16 protein-coding genes are annotated in these 16,839 nt (G+C 71.3%); 2 read left to right on the forward strand and 14 right to left on the reverse strand.

Annotation, left to right across the window (positions count from 1 at the left end):
* Positions 1–49: 49 nt before the first annotated feature.
* The 10 genes from tatA to dop form a co-directional block, all read right to left on the reverse strand.
* The gene (gene tatA, locus E8D37_RS00840) at positions 50–325 is read right to left on the reverse strand and encodes a Sec-independent protein translocase subunit TatA (protein WP_136567859.1); all 276 of its coding nucleotides are present in this window, start codon (positions 323–325) and stop codon (positions 50–52) included.
* 93 nt (positions 326–418) lie between these two features.
* Positions 419–1,414 carry a WYL domain-containing protein gene (locus E8D37_RS00845; RefSeq protein ID WP_136567860.1) on the reverse strand — a complete coding sequence of 332 codons (996 nt, stop codon included), beginning with the start codon at positions 1,412–1,414 and terminating at the stop codon, positions 419–421.
* Positions 1,411–2,400 carry a WYL domain-containing protein gene (locus tag E8D37_RS00850; protein WP_136567861.1) on the reverse strand — a complete coding sequence of 330 codons (990 nt, stop codon included), beginning with the start codon at positions 2,398–2,400 and terminating at the stop codon, positions 1,411–1,413. Before E8D37_RS00850 ends, E8D37_RS00845 begins: the two co-directional genes overlap by 4 nt.
* A 105-nt stretch (positions 2,401–2,505) precedes the next feature.
* The gene (locus E8D37_RS00855) at positions 2,506–3,498 is read right to left on the reverse strand and encodes an FKBP-type peptidyl-prolyl cis-trans isomerase (RefSeq protein ID WP_136567862.1); all 993 of its coding nucleotides are present in this window, start codon (positions 3,496–3,498) and stop codon (positions 2,506–2,508) included.
* Positions 3,499–3,581: 83 nt separating this feature from the next.
* Positions 3,582–4,943: a Pup--protein ligase gene (gene pafA, locus E8D37_RS00860; RefSeq protein ID WP_136567863.1), complete on the reverse strand. Its 1,362-nt coding sequence runs from the start codon at positions 4,941–4,943 to the stop codon at positions 3,582–3,584.
* Between the two features lie 52 nt (positions 4,944–4,995).
* Positions 4,996–6,039, reverse strand: coding sequence for a hypothetical protein (locus E8D37_RS00865; protein WP_136567864.1), 1,044 nt, complete (start codon positions 6,037–6,039; stop codon positions 4,996–4,998).
* Positions 6,040–6,224: 185 nt separating this feature from the next.
* Complete coding sequence (gene prcA, locus E8D37_RS00870; protein WP_136567865.1) at positions 6,225–6,965, reverse strand: proteasome subunit alpha; 741 nt, start codon at positions 6,963–6,965, stop codon at positions 6,225–6,227.
* Entirely contained in the window at positions 6,962–7,828 is an 867-nt protein-coding gene (gene prcB, locus E8D37_RS00875) for a proteasome subunit beta (RefSeq protein WP_136567866.1), read from the reverse strand. The genes prcA and prcB overlap by 4 nt, the downstream gene beginning before the upstream one ends.
* Positions 7,825–8,022 carry a ubiquitin-like protein Pup gene (locus E8D37_RS00880; protein ID WP_136567867.1) on the reverse strand — a complete coding sequence of 66 codons (198 nt, stop codon included), beginning with the start codon at positions 8,020–8,022 and terminating at the stop codon, positions 7,825–7,827. Before E8D37_RS00880 ends, prcB begins: the two co-directional genes overlap by 4 nt.
* Positions 8,023–8,236: 214 nt before the next feature.
* The gene (gene dop / locus E8D37_RS00885) at positions 8,237–9,745 is read right to left on the reverse strand and encodes a depupylase/deamidase Dop (RefSeq protein ID WP_136567868.1); all 1,509 of its coding nucleotides are present in this window, start codon (positions 9,743–9,745) and stop codon (positions 8,237–8,239) included.
* 129 nt (positions 9,746–9,874) lie between these two features.
* Between dop and E8D37_RS00890 the strand changes: the two genes are divergently transcribed.
* Positions 9,875–10,420, forward strand: a complete 546-nt coding sequence (locus E8D37_RS00890) for a YbaK/EbsC family protein (protein ID WP_240770105.1) — start codon at positions 9,875–9,877, stop codon at positions 10,418–10,420.
* A gap of 163 nt (positions 10,421–10,583) precedes the next feature.
* On the opposite strand, the gene arc is transcribed toward E8D37_RS00890, so the two are convergent.
* The 3 genes from arc to E8D37_RS00905 all read right to left on the reverse strand — a co-directional run bounded on the left by arc (position 10,584) and on the right by E8D37_RS00905 (position 14,833).
* A complete protein-coding gene (gene arc / locus E8D37_RS00895) occupies positions 10,584–12,374 on the reverse strand; it encodes a proteasome ATPase (protein ID WP_136567869.1) in 1,791 nt (596 codons plus the stop codon).
* 209 nt (positions 12,375–12,583) lie between these two features.
* On the reverse strand, positions 12,584–13,516 hold the full coding sequence (locus E8D37_RS00900; protein ID WP_136568048.1) for a tRNA (adenine-N1)-methyltransferase: 933 nt from the start codon (positions 13,514–13,516) through the stop codon (positions 12,584–12,586).
* A gap of 186 nt (positions 13,517–13,702) precedes the next feature.
* Complete coding sequence (locus tag E8D37_RS00905; RefSeq protein ID WP_136567870.1) at positions 13,703–14,833, reverse strand: site-2 protease family protein; 1,131 nt, start codon at positions 14,831–14,833, stop codon at positions 13,703–13,705.
* Between the two features lie 109 nt (positions 14,834–14,942).
* Between E8D37_RS00905 and E8D37_RS00910 the strand changes: the two genes are divergently transcribed.
* Positions 14,943–15,911: a PD-(D/E)XK nuclease family protein gene (locus tag E8D37_RS00910; protein ID WP_346763574.1), complete on the forward strand. Its 969-nt coding sequence runs from the start codon at positions 14,943–14,945 to the stop codon at positions 15,909–15,911.
* Between the two features lie 88 nt (positions 15,912–15,999).
* Here E8D37_RS00910 and E8D37_RS00915 read toward each other — a convergent pair whose 3' ends face one another.
* Positions 16,000–16,728 carry an HAD family phosphatase gene (locus E8D37_RS00915; protein WP_240770106.1) on the reverse strand — a complete coding sequence of 243 codons (729 nt, stop codon included), beginning with the start codon at positions 16,726–16,728 and terminating at the stop codon, positions 16,000–16,002.
* Positions 16,729–16,839: the final 111 nt, after the last annotated feature.

Genomic DNA, 16,839 nt, shown 5'->3' on the forward strand with positions numbered 1-16,839 from the left:
AGAGAGCGATGAGTCCCTTGAGGTACACGGGCGTGGTCGGGGCCCGGCGTCAGTGGGTGTTCTTGTCGGTGTTCTCCTCGCGCACCACCGAGGTCTGCTCGGCCGTGGTCGAGGGCAGCTCGGAGGCGGTGCCGGTGGTCGTCTCGGCGGTCGACTCGTCCTTGCCGTCCTCCTTGAGGGCCTTCGTCTCGGCCTTGAAGATGCGGAGGGCCTGGCCGGTGCTGCGCGCGAGGTCAGGGAGCTTGGCGGCGCCGAAGACCAGGATCACGATCACGAGGATGACGATCCACTCAGAACCCTGAGGCATGGCGAGGAAGGGGGTCATGGTGCTGGTTCTGCCTTCGTGTAGAGGTCATGGGAGCGGCCGCTGGACGCCGTCGCACCCTCTGGAGGTCACAGCATCGCAGCCCAGCCCATGCTACGCCTGTGAGTCGTAGAGCCCGAGGGTGTCCCGTGCCACCGCGAGCAACGTCTCGTTGAACTCCGAGGGTCGCTCCACCACGGCGTGCGGAGCGAGACGCAGCAGCAGGCGCACGAGCCAGGCGTCGTCGGCGACGGCTAGGTCGGCCAGCAGGTCGTCGCCGTCCTCGCGCACGGACGTCACGTCGTAGTACTCCACCACCCACCGCGCCGGCGGGTGCAGCCGCAGGGTGACGGTGGTCGCCTTCTCCGGGGGCAGGACGCCGTGCGACAGGTCGCGCGGCGGAGCCGGCTCCGTCTGGACCGGTGTGTCGAGCACCTCGGCCGACTCGATCCGGTCCAGCCGGAACAGTCGCGGCCCGCCGGCGGTGTGGCACCAGGCGTCCAGGTACTGCCACTGGTCGCTGGTGACCACGCCGCGCGGGTCCACGACCCGGTGCGACATCTCGTCGCGCGAGGGGACGAAGTAGGCGAGTCGGACCTGTCGGCGCTCGGCGACGGCCCGCTCCAGGCGCTCGGCGAGGTCCGAGTGGTCGGCGCGGGCCGGTGCCGTGCCCAGCTCGATCCGCGCAGCTGCCCCGCCCTCGGCGGCGGAGGCCTCGATCTTGGCCAGGGCGCGGTCGACGACGGGCCGGGTCTCCGCGTCGGCGGAGTCCCGCAGGGCGCGGAGCGCGACGAGCACGGCGCTGGCCTCGGTGCTGGACAGACGCAGCGGACGGGCGAGGTAGTCGGCGTTCGAGACGCGGACGACGCCGTCGCCGGCGTCCCCCTCGAGGGCGTCGAGGTCGACGTCGATGAGGTCGTCGGGGAGCCCGCCGGGCAGACCGCACATCAGCAGGACCTTGAGGTCGCCGACGAGCTGGGCGGAGGGCACGCCGAGGTCGCGGGCGGCCTCCTCGAGGCGGACCTCGTCGCGGGAGTGGAGGTACGGGACGAGGGCGAGCAGCCGCGCCACCTGGTCGCGGGCGCCCGCGGGGACGCTCTGCTGGGTCACGGACGGGCTCCTCGGGTCGGGGTGGCGAGGACGGCGGCGAGGCGGCCGCGGACCTGCTCGCGCAGCTCGGTGGGGGCTTCGACGAGGACGTCGGCGCCGTGGGCGAGCACCTCGTCGGCCAGGCCGGGCCCGGTGCGGGTGACGCGCAGGCGTGACCAGCCGGGGGTCCCGTCCGGCCCCTCGACGTCCGCCGCCAGGACCTCCGCGCCGCGGCGCAGCAGGTGGCCGGCGTCCGCCCTGACCAGGAGCTGGGCGTGGACGGTGGTGGGCTCCGGCGCGAGCCGGCGGATCATCGCCCGGACGTCGGTGCCCTCGGGCACGTGGTACGCCCCGGCGCGGCCGAGCTTGCGGGGCTTGCCCTGGACGCGGGAGAGCCGGAAGATCCGCTCCTCGCCGCGGTCGGTGTCGAGACCGACGACGTACCAGCGTCCCGCGTACCTCCCCACGCCCCAGGGCTGGAGGTTGCGGCGGGTGACCTGGGTGCTGCCGGCGCGGCGGTAGTCGAAGCGGACGGCACAGCGCTCCTGGACCGCCTCCCAGAACACCTCGAAGCCGGGCTCGTCGGCGGACAGGCTCGGCTGGACCAGGTCGAGGGCGGAGGTGTCGAGCTCGACGCCCAAGGCAGCCAGCTTGCGCACGGCGGTGGTCGCGACGTCCGCGAGCCTGGCGTTCTGCCACACACGCGTGGCAAGCCCGATGACGGCGGCCTCCTCGGCGGTCAGCTCGACCGGAGGCAGGGCGAGCGCGTCGGCGACGATGCGGTACCCGGGCTCGTCGTCGAAGAGCGGGTCCAGGGTGCCGACCTCGATCGGGACGCCGAGGCTGCGCAGCTCCTCCTTGTCGCGCTCGAAGGTCCGCTCGAACCCCTCGTCCGGGGAGTCCGGGTACAGGAGCTCGCGGATGCGCGACTTCGGGACGTAGCGACGCTGGACGAGCAGCATGATGAGCAGGTTCAGCAGGCGCTCGCTCTTGCGGCCGGTGGACATGGGCTCCCTCCTGGCGGACCGGGTGCGCCGGGAGACGCAGACGGGTCGGGCGCGGACGCGGCAGGAGCCGACGTCCGGGCCCGACCCGGGAAGCCTACGAGAGACTCAGGAGGAGACCGCGAGGATGTCGATCACGAAGTACAGCGTGTCGTCGCCCTCGATGCCGGCGCTGGAGTTGCCGGACTTGCCGTAACCCTTGCCCGGCGGGATCTGGAGCCAGACCCGGCTGCCGACGGTGACGCCCTCGAGGCCCTCGACCCAGCCGTCGATGAGGGAGCCCTCGGCGATCTGGAACGCGGCCGGGGTGCCGTCGAAGCTGGAGTCGAACGCGTCGTCCGCGCCGTAGACCTGGCCGAGGTAGTTGGCCATCACGGTGTCGCCCTTCTTGATGGCCTCACCGTCGCCCTCGATGATCGTGTCGACCTCGAGCTTGCCGGTCGGCTCCGGGACGTCGGTGAAGTCCATGGCGGTGGGGACGCCGTCGTCGTCGAGGGTCAGGCCGGGGAGCCAGCCGGACGCCTCGGTGTCGAACGCCTGGTCGCTCATGTCGGCCTGCGGGCCGATGACGTCGAAGATCAGGACCAGCGGGTCCTTGTTCTTCATGTTCAGGCTCGTGCTGCTGGCGGAGCCGAAGATGTCCTTGACGGTGTCGGTGACGACCACGCGCGAGCCGACGTGCTGGCCCGTGAGCGGCTCGCTCAGGGCGGCCGGGATGCCGTCGGTGGAGATGTCCAGGACCTCGGGGCTGTCCTGGTCGTAGGTGCTGTAGACCGTCTTGCCGTTGTTGCCGTTGACGATGACGTACTGGATGAACGCCGAGCTCAGGTCGTCGCTGGTGATCTGCAGGCCGTCACCCTCGACGGTGGTCTCGTAGGCGAGGCCGTCGGCGGCGAAGTCGTCGCTGATGTCCACCTTCGGGGCGGAGCCGACGTCGCCGGTGACGGTGAGGCCGGTGAGGTCGCCGGTGTCGGCGGGGACGGAGATCGAGTCGGACGCGCTGTCGCTCGCGTCGTCGGAGTCCGACCCGCACGCGGCGAAGGCACCCATGGCGAGCACGGGCACGAGCATCATGCGGAGCGGACGGTTGGGTCGGGACACGCGGGTTCCTCCATGTGGCCGCCCCGAGGCGGCTAGGTCTGGCTAGACGGACCCGCCGACCCTACAGACCTCTCCTGTGCGACTCACATGCCGTCTATGAGGCGCTGCACACGCTCGTCATAGGCGCGGAAGGGGTCCTTGCACAGGACGGTGCGCTGCGCCTGGTCGTTCAGCTTGAGGTGGACCCAGTCCACCGTGAAGTCACGGCGCTTCTCCTGCGCCTTGCGGATGAACTCGCCGCGCAGGCGTGCGCGGGTGTTCTGCGGCGGGACCGACTTGGCCTCGAAGATGGCCAGGTCGTCGGTGACCCGCTCGACCTTGCCCCGCTTCTCGAGCAGGTAGTAGAGCCCGCGCCCGCGGTGGATGTCGTGGTAGGCGAGGTCGAGCTGGGCGACCCGGGCGTGGCCCAGTGGCAGCCCGTGCTTGGCCCGGTAGGCCTCGATGAGCTTCCACTTGATGACCCAGTCGATCTCGCGGTCGACGAGGCCCAGGTCGTCGCTGTCGACCGCCTTGAGCGTCCGCTCCCACAGGTCGAGGGCCCGCTCGATGACCGGGGTGGAGATCTGCCGGCGGTCGACGAAGTCGCGGGCCTTGCTCAGGTACTCCCCCTGGATCTCCAGGGCGCTGGCCTCGCGACCGTTGGCGAGGCGGACCTTGCGTCGGCCGGTGACGTCGTGGCTGATCTCGCGGATGGCCCGGATCGGGTTCTCGAGGGTGAGGTCGCGCATCACGACGTCCTCCTCGATCATCCGGAGGACGAGGTCACAGCTGGCCACCTTGAGCATCGTGGTGGTCTCGCTCATGTTGGAGTCGCCGACGATGACGTGGAGGCGGCGGTACTTCTCGGCGTCCGCGTGCGGCTCGTCGCGGGTGTTGATGATCGGGCGGCTGCGCGTGGTCGCGCTGCTCACGCCCTCCCAGATGTGCTCGGCCCGCTGGCTCACGCTGAAGCCGGCACCCCGCGGCGTCTGCGTCACCTTGCCCGCGCCGACGATGATTTGGCGGGTGACCAGGAACGGGATGAGGACGTCGGCCAGCTTGCTGAACTCCCCGCTGCGACTGACCAGGTAGTTCTCGTGGCAGCCGTAGGAGTTGCCCGCCGAGTCGGTGTTGTTCTTGAAGAGGTAGATCTCCCCGGCGATGCCCTCGTCGTGCAGCCGCTGCTCGGCGTCCGCGAGCAGGCCCTCCAGCACCCGCTCCCCCGCCTTGTCGTGCGTGACGAGCTCGGTGATGTCGTCGCACTCCGGCGTCGCGTACTCCGGGTGGCTCCCGACGTCGAGGTACAGGCGTGCGCCGTTGCGGAGGAAGACGTTGCTGCTCCGCCCCCAGCTGACGACCTTGCGGAAGAGGTAGCGCGCCACCTCGTCCGGGCTCAACCGGCGCTGCCCCTTGAACGTGCAGGTGACGCCGTACTCGTTCTCGATGCCGAAGATGCGCCGGTCCATGACCGCACACTACGCCGGTCTTCTGCGGGTGCGGGGAGGTTCGGGGTGGGGGTCATTGATCGGGTTTGGTCACCAACCCGCGCTTGGCGACGGATGTGGACCTGGTTCCTGACCAATCGTCGAACCCACCGAGCCGGCGCCAGCGCTGGATGACACGGCCGTAGCCCGCTCCGTACATGGAGTTGTCCACCAGTCTTCGCCAGGCCGCCTCCCGCGCCGGGTCCGGCTTCCGCTGCAACGCCCGGTCGATGTCGTCGAGCACGGCGTGCGGCCGGTTGAGGAGGTCGTCGAGGACGTAGCCGCGTCGGTCGACCTTCCTCTGGAGGAGACGCTCCCGACGGAGGTCGCGGCGGTGCTGGGCCTCGCCACGATGGCCTCCGCCGTCGTACTCGTGAGCGCTGGGCGCACCGTCGAGGAGCAGGTCGACGCGTCCGAGGAAACGCCCCTCGTCGTAGAGCTCCACCTGCGGGGTCACCGAGGCGCCGGCGACGTGGTGGAGCAGTCGCAGCAGCGTCTCCCCGGGAGACTCGGCGCGGGGGTCGGACAGCTCCCAGGCGCGCTTGAGCTGACGGACGCCCGGTCGCCCGCTCTCCAGGACCGGGCGGATCGACTCCTCGGTCACGTGCCCCAGCCGCCGAGCGCTGTCGGCCAGGATGACCAGGTCGATCGTCCCGAGGTCCCGGGCTGCGCGCAGGAGGATCTCCGCCGGGTGGTCGACTGGAACCGGCGCACCCCGGACCGACGCCGGCAGGACCTCCTCGTGCAGGTGCGAGCGGCGTAGCCGGGAACAGATGAGCCCGGGCCGACGCGGCCGAGGGTCGCGGTCGCCCACCGAGGCGAACACCGGCGGCACGTCCGGCAGCTTCGGCAGGCTCCAGCCCAGGACTGCCGCAGCGGTCACGTGAGTGAAGGTCGCGCCCGGAGGCAGGACCAGGAGGAGCGCCCGGAGGTCGTCGATCAGTCTGCAACGGGGGTCGTCACGGACGCCGGGCGCAGGTCGTTCGACGTAGACGCCGTGCGCGACGCGGCGGTGGGTGCTGAGCGGCCGTTGGCCGCGGACGACCCCGGGTCGCGAGGAGGACTGGTGCTTGGACACGGACCCACAGTGCGGCCGCTGAGGGTGGCCGGAGGATCAGCTCTATTGAGGGCTGGAGAACCGCTCGCGCGCACCGCCCTGTGAGGGATTGGTGGCGCACGGTGTCGGCGCACGGCACCGGGTTTGGTCACCAACCATGGCCGGAGCGGCCTCTCGAGCATGGTTGGTGACCAAACCTGTGGGACTCAGGCCGGCGGCGCCACCGGCGGCTCGTCGGAGTCCGGAGCAGCGGGGGCAGCCAGCAGGGTCTCGAGCCGGGCTGGGCTGAGGCGGATGAACTTCCGCGGCTGGACCCGCGTCCGGTCCAGGACAGCCACCTCGAGCGCAGAGCCCGCGATGGTCCGGTCCTCGGACTCCGAGTGCCCCAGCGCGCTGACGGCCAGCCGGAGAGCCGCCTCCAGCGTCATGCCGCTCGTGAAGCGCTCCTGGAGGTACCCGCCCACGACGTCCGACGCCCCGCCCATCACGGCGTAGCCGTGCTCGTCGGCGACCTGACCGTCGTACGTCAGTCGGTAGATCTGGTCCTCGTCGCTGCTCTCACCGATCTCGGCGACGAAGATCTCGACCTCGTACGGCTTCTCGCCGCCGCTGGAGAAGATGGTCCCCAGCGTCTGGGCGTAGGCGTTCGCGAGCCCGCGGCCGGTGACGTCGCGCCGGTCGTAGGCGTAGCCCCGCATGTCAGCGAGCCGGACACCCGCGATACGGAGGTTCTCGAACTCGTTGTAGCGGCCGACCGCGGCGAACGCGATCCGGTCGTAGATCTCCGAGACCTTGTGCAGCGCCTGCGAGGGGTTCTCGGTGGCGAACAGGACGCCGTCGGCGTACTGCACGGCCACGACGGAGCGTCCACGCGCGATGCCCTTCCGGGCGAAGTCCGCCCGGTCCTTCATCAGCTGCTCGGGCGAGACGTAGAACGGTGTGCTCATGCGAGGCCTCCCTCGGACGCGCCGGGCAGGTCAAGGGGAGCCACCGGACCGTCGGGGCGCCCCATCCGGCCGGCGATCACCCGGTCGGCCGTCGCGGCCACCACCTCGGCGTCCACCCGATGTCCACCCTCGGCCGTGACGACGTGCACGATCGGGAAGATCCGGCGACCGACGTCGGGTCCACCGGTGGCCGAGTCGTCGTCGGCGGCGTCGTACAGCGCCTGGACGGCCACGGTGACGGCGTCGTCCACGCCGAGGTCGGGGCGGTAGAGCTTCTTCAGCGACCCGCGGGCGAACAGCGAGCCGGAACCGACGGCGTGGAAGCCGGTCTCCTCGTAGCGTCCACCCGTGACGTCGAACGAGAAGATCCGCCCGCGGGCCGCGCGCAGGTCGTAGCCGACGAACAGGGGGACGACGGCCAGGCCCTGCATGGCCATGCCCAGGTTGGCCCGGATGATGCCGGCCAGGCGGTTGGCCTTGCCGTCGAAGGAGAGGGTGGTGCCCTCGATCTTCTCGTAGTGCTCGAGCTCGGTCTGGAAGAGACGGATCATCTCCACGGCCAGGCCGGCCGTGCCGGCGATGCCCGCCGCCGAGTACTCGTCGGTCGGGAAGACCTTCTCGATGTCCCGTGACGCGATCAGGTTGCCCATGGTGGCGCGGCGGTCACCGGCGAGCAGGACGCCCCCCGGGAACGTCATGGCCACGATGGTCGTGCCGTGGGGCGCCAGGTCGCCGGCGTTGCCCCTCGGCAGGGTGCGGCGGCCCGGTAGCAGGTCGGGCGCCTGGGCGGCGATGAAGTCGGCGAAGGAAGCCGTGCCGGGCTGCAGGAACGCAGCAGGCAGGCGCGGGTCGTCCGGGATCACTGGCCGCCCTTCTGGATGAAGGACTTCACGAACTCCTCGGCGTTCGACTCCAGGACGTCGTCGATCTCGTCCAGCAGGTCGTCCACCTCGTTGTCGAGGGCGTCCTTCCGCTCCGCGGCGTCCGTCTCTGCCGTGGCCTCCGTGGTCTCCTCGACCTCCGAGCCCTTGCGCGGCTGCTTGTGCTCCTGTGCCATGAACCGACCCTATCCCTCTGGCTGAGGAATCAGGAGGACAAGTGGACGGGATCTGGGCCGGTTCGTCGTGGGCGAACAGCGTTTGGTCACCAACGTCGTCCCTGCGGCGTCTCGGCTCGACGTTTGGTCACCAACCCTGCGCTTCGGGCCGGCCGTGGCGACGTTTGGTCACCAACCTGCGCAGACGACGGCCAGCCCGCCGCCCGCCGACCCGTCAGTGCGTGAGCTCCGCGAACAGCTCCTCGGCGGTCCGGCACCGGTCGAGCAGCGCGCCAACGTGCCGCTGGGTGCCCCGTAGGGGGTCGAGGGTGGGGATGCGCTGGAGCGACTCGCGGCCGGCGAGGTCGAGGATGACGGAGTCCCACGACGCGGCGGCCACGGACGAGGGGTACCGCTCAAGGCACTGCCCGCGGAAGTAGGCGCGCGTGTCGGTCGGCGGCTCGTGCATGGCGCGCTCGACGCTGGCGTCGTCGAGCAGCCGCTCGATACGTCCTGCCTTCACGAGCTTGTGGTAGAGCCCCTTCTCGGGCCGGATGTCCGAGTACTGGTAGTCGATGAGCTGCAGCTTCGCGTCCTCCCAGCCCAGCCCGTCCCGCTGTCGGTACTGCTCCAGCAGGCGCCACTTGGCGACCCAGTCCAGCTCGCCGGACAGGGACATCGGGTCGCGCTCGAGACGGTCCAGCACCGACTCCCACCGGGCCAGCACGTCCACCGTCTGAGGGTCGGCGTCCGCACCCATCCGGTCCTCGACGTACTTCTTCGCCAGGTCCAGGTACTCCAGCTGGAGCTGGACGGCGGTGAGCCGACGTCCGTCCCGAAGCGTCACCTCGTGCTTGAGGGTCGGGTCGTGCGACACCGCGCGCAGCGCCTGCACGGAGCCCTCGACGGTCAGGTCGCGGGTGAGGAACCGGTCCTCGATCATCGCGAGCACCAGCGAGGTCGTGCCGACCTTGAGGTAGGTCGAGATCTCAGCCATGTTGGCGTCGCCGATGATGACGTGGAGCCGTCGGTAGACGTCGGGATCGGCGTGCGGCTCGTCGCGCGTGTTGATGATGGGACGCTTGAGGGTGGTCTCGAGCCCCACCTCGACCTCGAAGAAGTCCGAGCGCTGGCTGATCTGGAAGCCGGCCTCCCGGCCGTCCTGACCGATGCCGACGCGCCCCGCTCCGCAGACCACCTGGCGGCTCACGAAGAACGGGATCAGGTGCTTGACGATGTCCGCGAACGGCGTCTTGCGCCGCATGAGGTAGTTCTCGTGGGCCCCGTACGAGGAGCCCTTCCCGTCGGTGTTGTTCTTGTAGAGGACGATCGGGGCGCCGCCCGGCAGCAGTGCCGCCCGGCGCTGGGCGTCGAGCATGACCTGCTCGCCCGCCTTGTCCCAGCGCACGATGTCGAGAGGCGTCGTGACCTCGGGCGTGGAGTACTCGGGGTGGGCATGGTCGACGTAGAGGCGCGCGCCGTTGGTGAGGATGACGTTGGCCAGGCCCAGGTCCTCGTCGGTGAGCTGGGAGGGGTCGGCCGTGGCGCGTGACATGTCGAACCCGCGGGCGTCGCGCAGGGGCGACTCCTCCTCGAAGTCCCACCGGGCGCGCCTCGCCTTGAGCGTCGCCGAGGCGTAGGCGTTCACGACCTGGGAGGAGGCGACCATCGGGTTGGCCTTGGGGTTGCCGGTGACCGAGATGCCGTACTCGACCTCGGTGCCCATCACACGCCGCACGCTCATGGCCCGAGCCTACGCACGTTGCGGTGGCCGTGGCGGTCACCTTCGCGTGCGGCCTTCGCCGCGGGGACCTGCGGCGCCGCGTCGGCCCGGCCGGGGAACACAGCACGCCGACCTGCTGCTGGACCTCTCGTGACTGGTGACATCCCCGCCGACGCCGCCGCGGCCGCGCCTGACGGCCTTCCGGTACCTGAGCCCACCGCTCCCCCGGCGCAGGACGGCGCCGAGCGGGTGCTGGCGGCCGCGTCCGAGCTGGGTCTGGACGTCGTCGTGACCCGTCATGGGCGCGTCTCGTCCTTGGCGGAGGCAGCGGCCGCTCGAGGCGTGACCCCCGATCGCCTGGTCAAGACCATGGTCGTGCGGCTCGGGGGCGATACCCACTGGCTGGTCCTCGTCCCCGGTGACAGGGTGATCGCCTGGCCGGCGCTGCGTCGCGAGCTCGGCGTGTCGCGTGCCGCGATGCCGCCGGCGGACGAGGCGCTCGCGGTGACCGGGTTCGAGCGCGGCACCATCACTCCGCTCGGGACGTCGACCAGGCTGCCCGTCCTGGCCGACACCCGGGTCAGCGGCGTCGTGTCGATCGGTGGTGGCGCGCACGGTGTCGGCATCACCGTGGACGCGGAGGCGCTGCTCACGGCGGTCGATGCCGTGGTCGCGGACGTGACGCGGGGGGCCTGAGGTGTTCCGCAGCGAACGGTTTGGTCACCAACGATGGCCACAGGCGGCTCTGGCATCGGGTTGGTGACCAAACGTGAGCCTCGCGCCTGCATCAGGACGCCGAGACGCAGAGCGGCGGCCGGGCGAGTGCCCGACCGCCGTCCTGATGGAGACGGCCTCTGGGTCAGAGGTACTGACCGGTGTTCGACACCGACTCGATCGACCGACCGGGCTCCGTGCCCTGCTTGCCGGTGATGAGCGTGCGGATGAAGACGATCCGCTCGCCCTTCTTGCCGGAGATCCGCGCCCAGTCGTCGGGGTTGGTCGTGTTCGGCAGGTCCTCGTTCTCCTTGAACTCGTCCACGCACGCCTGGAGCAGGTGCTGGACGCGCAGACCCTTCTGGGCCTCGTCGAGGCCGGAGTCGAGGAAGGACTTGATCGCCATCTTCTTCGCCCGGTCCACGATGTTCTGGAGCATGGCGCCCGAGTTGAAGTCCTTGAAGTACAGGACCTCCTTGTCGCCGTTGGCGTAGGTGACCTCGAGGAACCGGTTCTCGTCCGTCTCCGTGTACATCCGCTCGACGGTGGCGCGGATCATCCCGTCGACCGTCGCCTGTCGGTCACCGCCGAACTCCGCCAGGTCCTCCGGGTGGAGGGGCAGGCCGGTGGTCAGGTACTTGGAGAAGATGTCCCGCGCGGCCTCGGCGTCCGGACGCTCGATCTTGATCTTCACGTCGAGCCGCCCGGGCCGCAGGATCGCCGGGTCGATCATGTCCTCACGGTTCGAGGCGCCGATGACCAGGACGTTCTCGAGGAGCTCGACGCCGTCGATCTCGCTCAGCAGCTGCGGCACGATGGTGTTCTCGACGTCGGAGGACACACCGGTGCCGCGCGTGCGGAACAGGGAGTCCATCTCGTCGAAGAACACGATGACCGGTGTGCCGGCCGAGGCCTTCTCCCGAGCCCGCTGGAAGACCAGACGGATGTGGCGCTCGGTCTCACCCACGTACTTGTTGAGCAGCTCGGGGCCCTTGATGTTGAGGAAGTAGGACTTCCCCGAGGCACCGGTCTTGGCCGCGACCTTCTTCGCCAGCGAGTTGGCGACAGCCTTCGCGATGAGCGTCTTGCCGCAGCCGGGAGGGCCGTAGAGCAGGATGCCCTTCGGGGGCTTGAGCTGGTGCTCCTTGAACAGGTCGGGGTGCAGGTACGGCAGCTCCACGGCGTCCTGGATCTGCTCGATCTGGTTCCCGAGGCCACCGATGGACTCGTAGGCGATGTCCGGGACCTCCTCGAGGACGAGCTCCTCGACCTCGGACTTCGGGACCTTCTCGTAGGCCCAGCCGGAACGGGTGTCCACCAGGAGCGAGTCGCCGGCACGGATGGTGTCCTGCAGCAGCGGCTCGGCGAGCTTCACGACCCGCTCGTCGTCGGCGTTCGCGATGACCAGGGCGCGCTTGCCGTCGGCGAGCAGCTCCTTGACCATGACGACCTCGCCGAGGTCCTCGAACTCCAGCGCCGCCACAACGTTCATGGCCTCGTTGAGGAGCACCTCCTGGCCGCGGACCAGCTCGTCGAGCGACACGGACGGGCTCACGTTCACCCGCAGCTTGCGGCCTCCGGTGAACACGTCGACGGAGTCGTCGTCGTTGCGGGACAGGAAGATGCCGAAGCCGGCCGGCGGTTGCGCCAGGCGGTCGACCTCCTCCTTGAGCTTGGTGATCTGGTCGCGCGCGTCACGCAGGGTCTGCGCGAGGCGTTCGTTCTGGCCCGTGAGGCTCGAGAGCTGACGCTGGGCGTCGGCCAGTCGGGCCTCGGTGCCGCGGTCGGAGACCGGACTCTCCGCGAGCCGGCGCCGGAGCTCACCGACCTCGGACTCCAAGAAACGCACCTGCGTGGCCAGCTGCTCCGCACTTCCGGGGCCGCGCTCGGCCGGGGAGTCGGGGCGGTTCTGCTCGTTGGGCTCGGATGTCGTCATCAGCGCACCTCCTGTGCGTTCGACCCTACCCCCGTCGCGAGGCCGCGAGGCTACGTCTGTGGCAGCCGCTGGTCACGATTTTGCCGCCGGGCGGTCGCCGGCCCCTCAGGTTTGGTCACCAACCCTGAGATTTCAGCGCCCGAGCACCGGGTTGGTGACCAAACGTGTGGTGGTCAGCGCGGGAGTGCCCCAGCCGCCACCAGCCGCCGTCAGCCCTCGTGCTCGGCGACGACATCCTCCCGGGAGGGGACGTCGGCGGGGCGCGGGCCGAGGTAGTCGATGCCGTACGCGCCCGGGGCAGGACGACGGGTGCGGCGCGGCGGCTTCTGGCCCGGCGCCATGCGACGCGCCGTCACCAGGAACGCGGTGTGCCCGACCATCTTGTGGCCCGGGCGCACCGCGAGGCCCTCGACGTGCCAGTCGCGCACCAGCGACTCCCAGGCCTGGGGCTCGGTGAAGCCGCCGTGGGCACGGACGGTCTCGACGAACCGCGAGAGCTGAGTGGTCGTGGCGACGTAGGCGCAGACGATGCCGCCCGGGACGAGCGCGTCGCCGACGGCGTCCACGCACTCCCAGGGGGCGAGCATGTCCAGGATGACGCGGTCGGCCGGCTCGCCGTCCGCCGGGAGCCGCTCGGCGAGGTCGCCCAGGCGCAGCCGCCACGACGGGTGCTCCGAGCCCTCGGGCACGGAGAAGAACTGGTGGACGTTGCGGCGCGCGACGTCCGCGAACTCCTCGCGCCGCTCGTAGGAGGTGACGGTGCCGTAGGGGCCGACCGCCCGCAGCAGGGAGCAGGTGAGCGCCCCGGAGCCGACACCGGCCTCCACCACGCGCGCGCCGGGGTAGATGTCGGCCTGCGCCACGATCTGCGCGGCGTCCTTGGGGTACACGACCGCGGCGCCGCGGGGCATGGACACCACGAACTCGCTCAGCAGCGGACGGAAGACCAGGTACTCACCACCGGCGGACGAGACGAGGGTGAACCCCTCCTCGCGGCCGATGAGGTCGTCGTGCTCGAGGTGGCCCTTGTTGGAGAAGAAGCGCTTGCCCGCCACGAGCGCGAAGTTGTGCTTGCGGCCCTTGTTGTCGACCAGGCGCACCCACTCGCCCTCGCGCAGCGGCCCGCGGTGCACGCCGGACATCGCCTCCGCGGGCACGTCCACGTCGCCGGACGTCTCCACGGCAGCGGGCTGGTCGCCGGCGGCGGGCACGTCGGGAGCGTCGGTCTCGGCGAGGGGCGGGAGTTCCGTCGCGTCCTCGACGGTCGGGAAGGCGTCCTGGGGGCTCTGCGGGTCCTCGTGCACGGGCGAACCCTACGGCGCGCTCGCTCAGCCGAGCGACTCGCGGAACGCGGCGTCGAGGTCCGCGGTCACGAGGACGCCGAGCACGGCACCGTTCTGCTCCACGAGCAGGTACTCGCCGTCACCGCCGCGGCCGACGGCCTCGACGAGGTCCTCGCCCTCGAGGTCGGCGGCGAGGACCCGGTGCCGGTCGAGGGTGCGGGCGACCGTGCTGGTGGCGACCCAGGGCCACCGGTCCTCGGGCGTGGCGAGCAGCGCGGGCTCGTGGACCACGCCGGTCGGCTCCCCCGCGGTGGTCGTCGTGATGATGGCGCCGGCCTGCGCCTCACGGGTCCGCCGGACCGCCTCGGCCAGGGGGAGGTCCCCGGGGACGGCGAGTGCTCGGCGCGCCAGCGTCCGCGCGCGCAGGGCCGGCAGCCGGCGCCTGAGCCTGCCGGTGGCGATGGCCTGGCTGCCTCCCTGCCAGAGGAAGACGGCGATCAGGAGGAACAGCACCAGGTCCACGGCGTCTGGGCGGGCGCCGGTCCGGATGGTGCCCCACCACGGGTAGACGACCGCAGCCACCGCCGCGACGCGTCCGCCCCATCCCGCGGCGATGGAGCCGCGGTGACGGTCCCCCGTGACGGCCCACACGACGGCGCGCAGCACCCGTCCGCCGTCCAGGGGGAAGGCGGGCACGAGGTTGAGGACGCCGACCACCAGGTTCGATCCGGCGAGACCGCGCACCGCGAGCTGCGGGAGCCCGTCCGGGGTGATCGGGATCAGCGCGAGCGCGACCCCCGCCACCGCCAGCGACGTGATCGGCCCGACGACCGCGACGAGGAGCTCCTCGCGGGGCCGCCGCGACTCCTCCTCGATGTGGGTCATCCCGCCCAGGAAGTGCAGCGTGATGTCACCGACGGGGAGGCCGAAGCGGCGCGCGACGAGCGCGTGGGAGATCTCGTGCAGGAGCACGGAGCCGTAGAGCAGGACGGCGAAGGCGAACCCCGCGACGTAGCGCAGGGAGCCGAGGCCCGGCCGGACGGCGTCGACGAGCGGTGCCATGAGGACGGCGATGAGCCCGGCCACCAGGAACCAGCTGCCGGAGACGAGGACGTCGCTGCCCGCGACGGTCCCGATGCGGATCGTGCCCGGCGGGCGGGTCCGTGGCTGGCTCACGTCGTCGACGCTACCGGGCGGGTCCGACGGGGCTCCGAACCGGGGCGGCGTCCCCGGCTGCGGCGCGTGCTCACGGTGACCGTCGGTGGCCTCGCCTAGCGTTCCTCCCATGAGCTCCACCACCTCCACCCTCCCGGCCGACGGCTCGACCCAGGCAGGCCCGACGCGGCCCCTGGGCGTCGCCGCGGTCTCCCCGGCCGAGGCGATGTCGACAGCGGTGGACGGCGTGGAGGTGCTCGGCTCGCTCTCCCCGAGCCGCGCGTCCGACTTCCTCACCTGTCCGCTGCTCTACCGCTTCCGGACCGTCGACCGGCTGCCCGAGCCCAGCTCGCCGGCCCAGGTGCGGGGCACGGTGGTGCACAAGGTGCTGGAGTCGCTGTTCGACCTGCCGGCCCTCGAGCGGACGCCGGCGCGCGCCGAGGCCCTCCTGGAGCCCTCGTGGGAGCAGCTGTGCGCCGGTGACCCGGCCCTGCCCGACGTCCTGGAGGCGGACGGCGGGCGCGACGCCGTGACCTGGCTGGCGTCGTGCCGTCAGTACCTGCACCGGTGGTTCGACCTGGAGGACCCGACGCGGCTGGAGCCCGCCGAGCGGGAGTCCTACGTGGAGGCCGTCCTGGACTCCCGGCTGCTGCTGCGTGGCTTCGTCGATCGGCTCGACGTGGCCCCTGACGGTCGCATCCGCGTGGTCGACTACAAGACGGGACGCGCGCCGGGGCCGGGTTTCGAGGCCAAGGCCCTGTTCCAGATGAAGTTCTACGCGCTCGTGATCTGGCGGGCCCGGGGCGTGATCCCGGCCCTCCTCCAGCTCGTCTACCTCGGCAACGGCGAGATCGTCCGGTACGAGCCGGACGAGCGGGACCTGCTCGCCACCGAGCGCAAGGTCGAGGCGATCTGGCGGGCCATCGAGCAGGCCGCGGCCTCCGGGGACTGGCAGGCCCGTCCCAGCCGGCTGTGCGGCTGGTGCTCGCACCAGTCGCTCTGCCCCGAGTTCGGCGGGACTCCCCCGCCGTTGCCCGTTCCCGTGGTGCCGCCCGCCTCAGGCGCTGCGTCGGACCAGGACGACGCGGCGCTGGAGTAGCGCACCGGCGCTCCTGTCGCACGTTTGGTCACCAACGTGGTTCTACGGCGGCCCCTGGGCAGGGTTGGTGACCAAACGTGAAGCGACCTCAGCCGCCGAGGAACGCGCCCAGGTCCTGAGCGCGGAGCCCCTCGAGGGTCGGGAGGAGCACGCGCCGCTCCCCCGGCTCGACCGGGACGTGGTTCTCCACCACCAGGACGGTGCAGCCGGCTGCCACGGCGGACCGGGTGCCGGTCCCGGAGTCCTCGACCGCCAGGCACTGCTGGGGATCGACACCCAGGCGCGCCGCGGCGGTGAGGTACGGCTCGGGGTGCGGCTTGCCGTGGGTGACCTGGTCCCCGGTGACGACCGCGCTGAACGTCCCCGCCGCGAGGTGGGTGAGGATCGGGTCGACGAAGCGCTGGTAGGACATGGTGACGAGGGCGCAGGGGACGCCGGCGGCGACGAGGTCCTCCAGCAGCTCACGGGCCCCGGGACGCCACGGCACCTCCTCGAGGACGCGGGCCACGACGCCGTCCAGCAGCTCCTCGACGACCTCCGCGGGCGACAGCTCCAGGCCCATCTGCTCCTTGATGCGGGCGCCGGAGACGAGCAGGTCGTTGCCGACGAGGTCCAGGGCCTGCTCGTGGCTCCAGGTCGAGCCGTACTTCTCGGCCAGGGCGAACTCCGTGGCGATCCAGTAGGGCTCGGTGTCCACGAGCGTCCCGTCCATGTCCCACAGGACGGCTGCGGGCAGGTCCGGGCCCGTGCCGGAGGAGGCCGGGTCGACCGGCGTCGTGTCGGCGAGGGTCTTGTCGGGGGGAAGAACCGTCGTCACTGCCCCAGTGTCACCCATGTCCCGTCGCTGCACCGCGTCCGCGGGCGTGGGAACGGTCACCCGGCCCACGTCGGGCAGCGAGGGCCTCACGTTTGGTCACCAACCCTGTCC

Origin of the sequence: Nocardioides sp. GY 10127, from assembly GCF_004919085.1 — a bacterium.
Taxonomy (GTDB): Bacteria; Actinomycetota; Actinomycetes; order Propionibacteriales; family Nocardioidaceae; genus Nocardioides.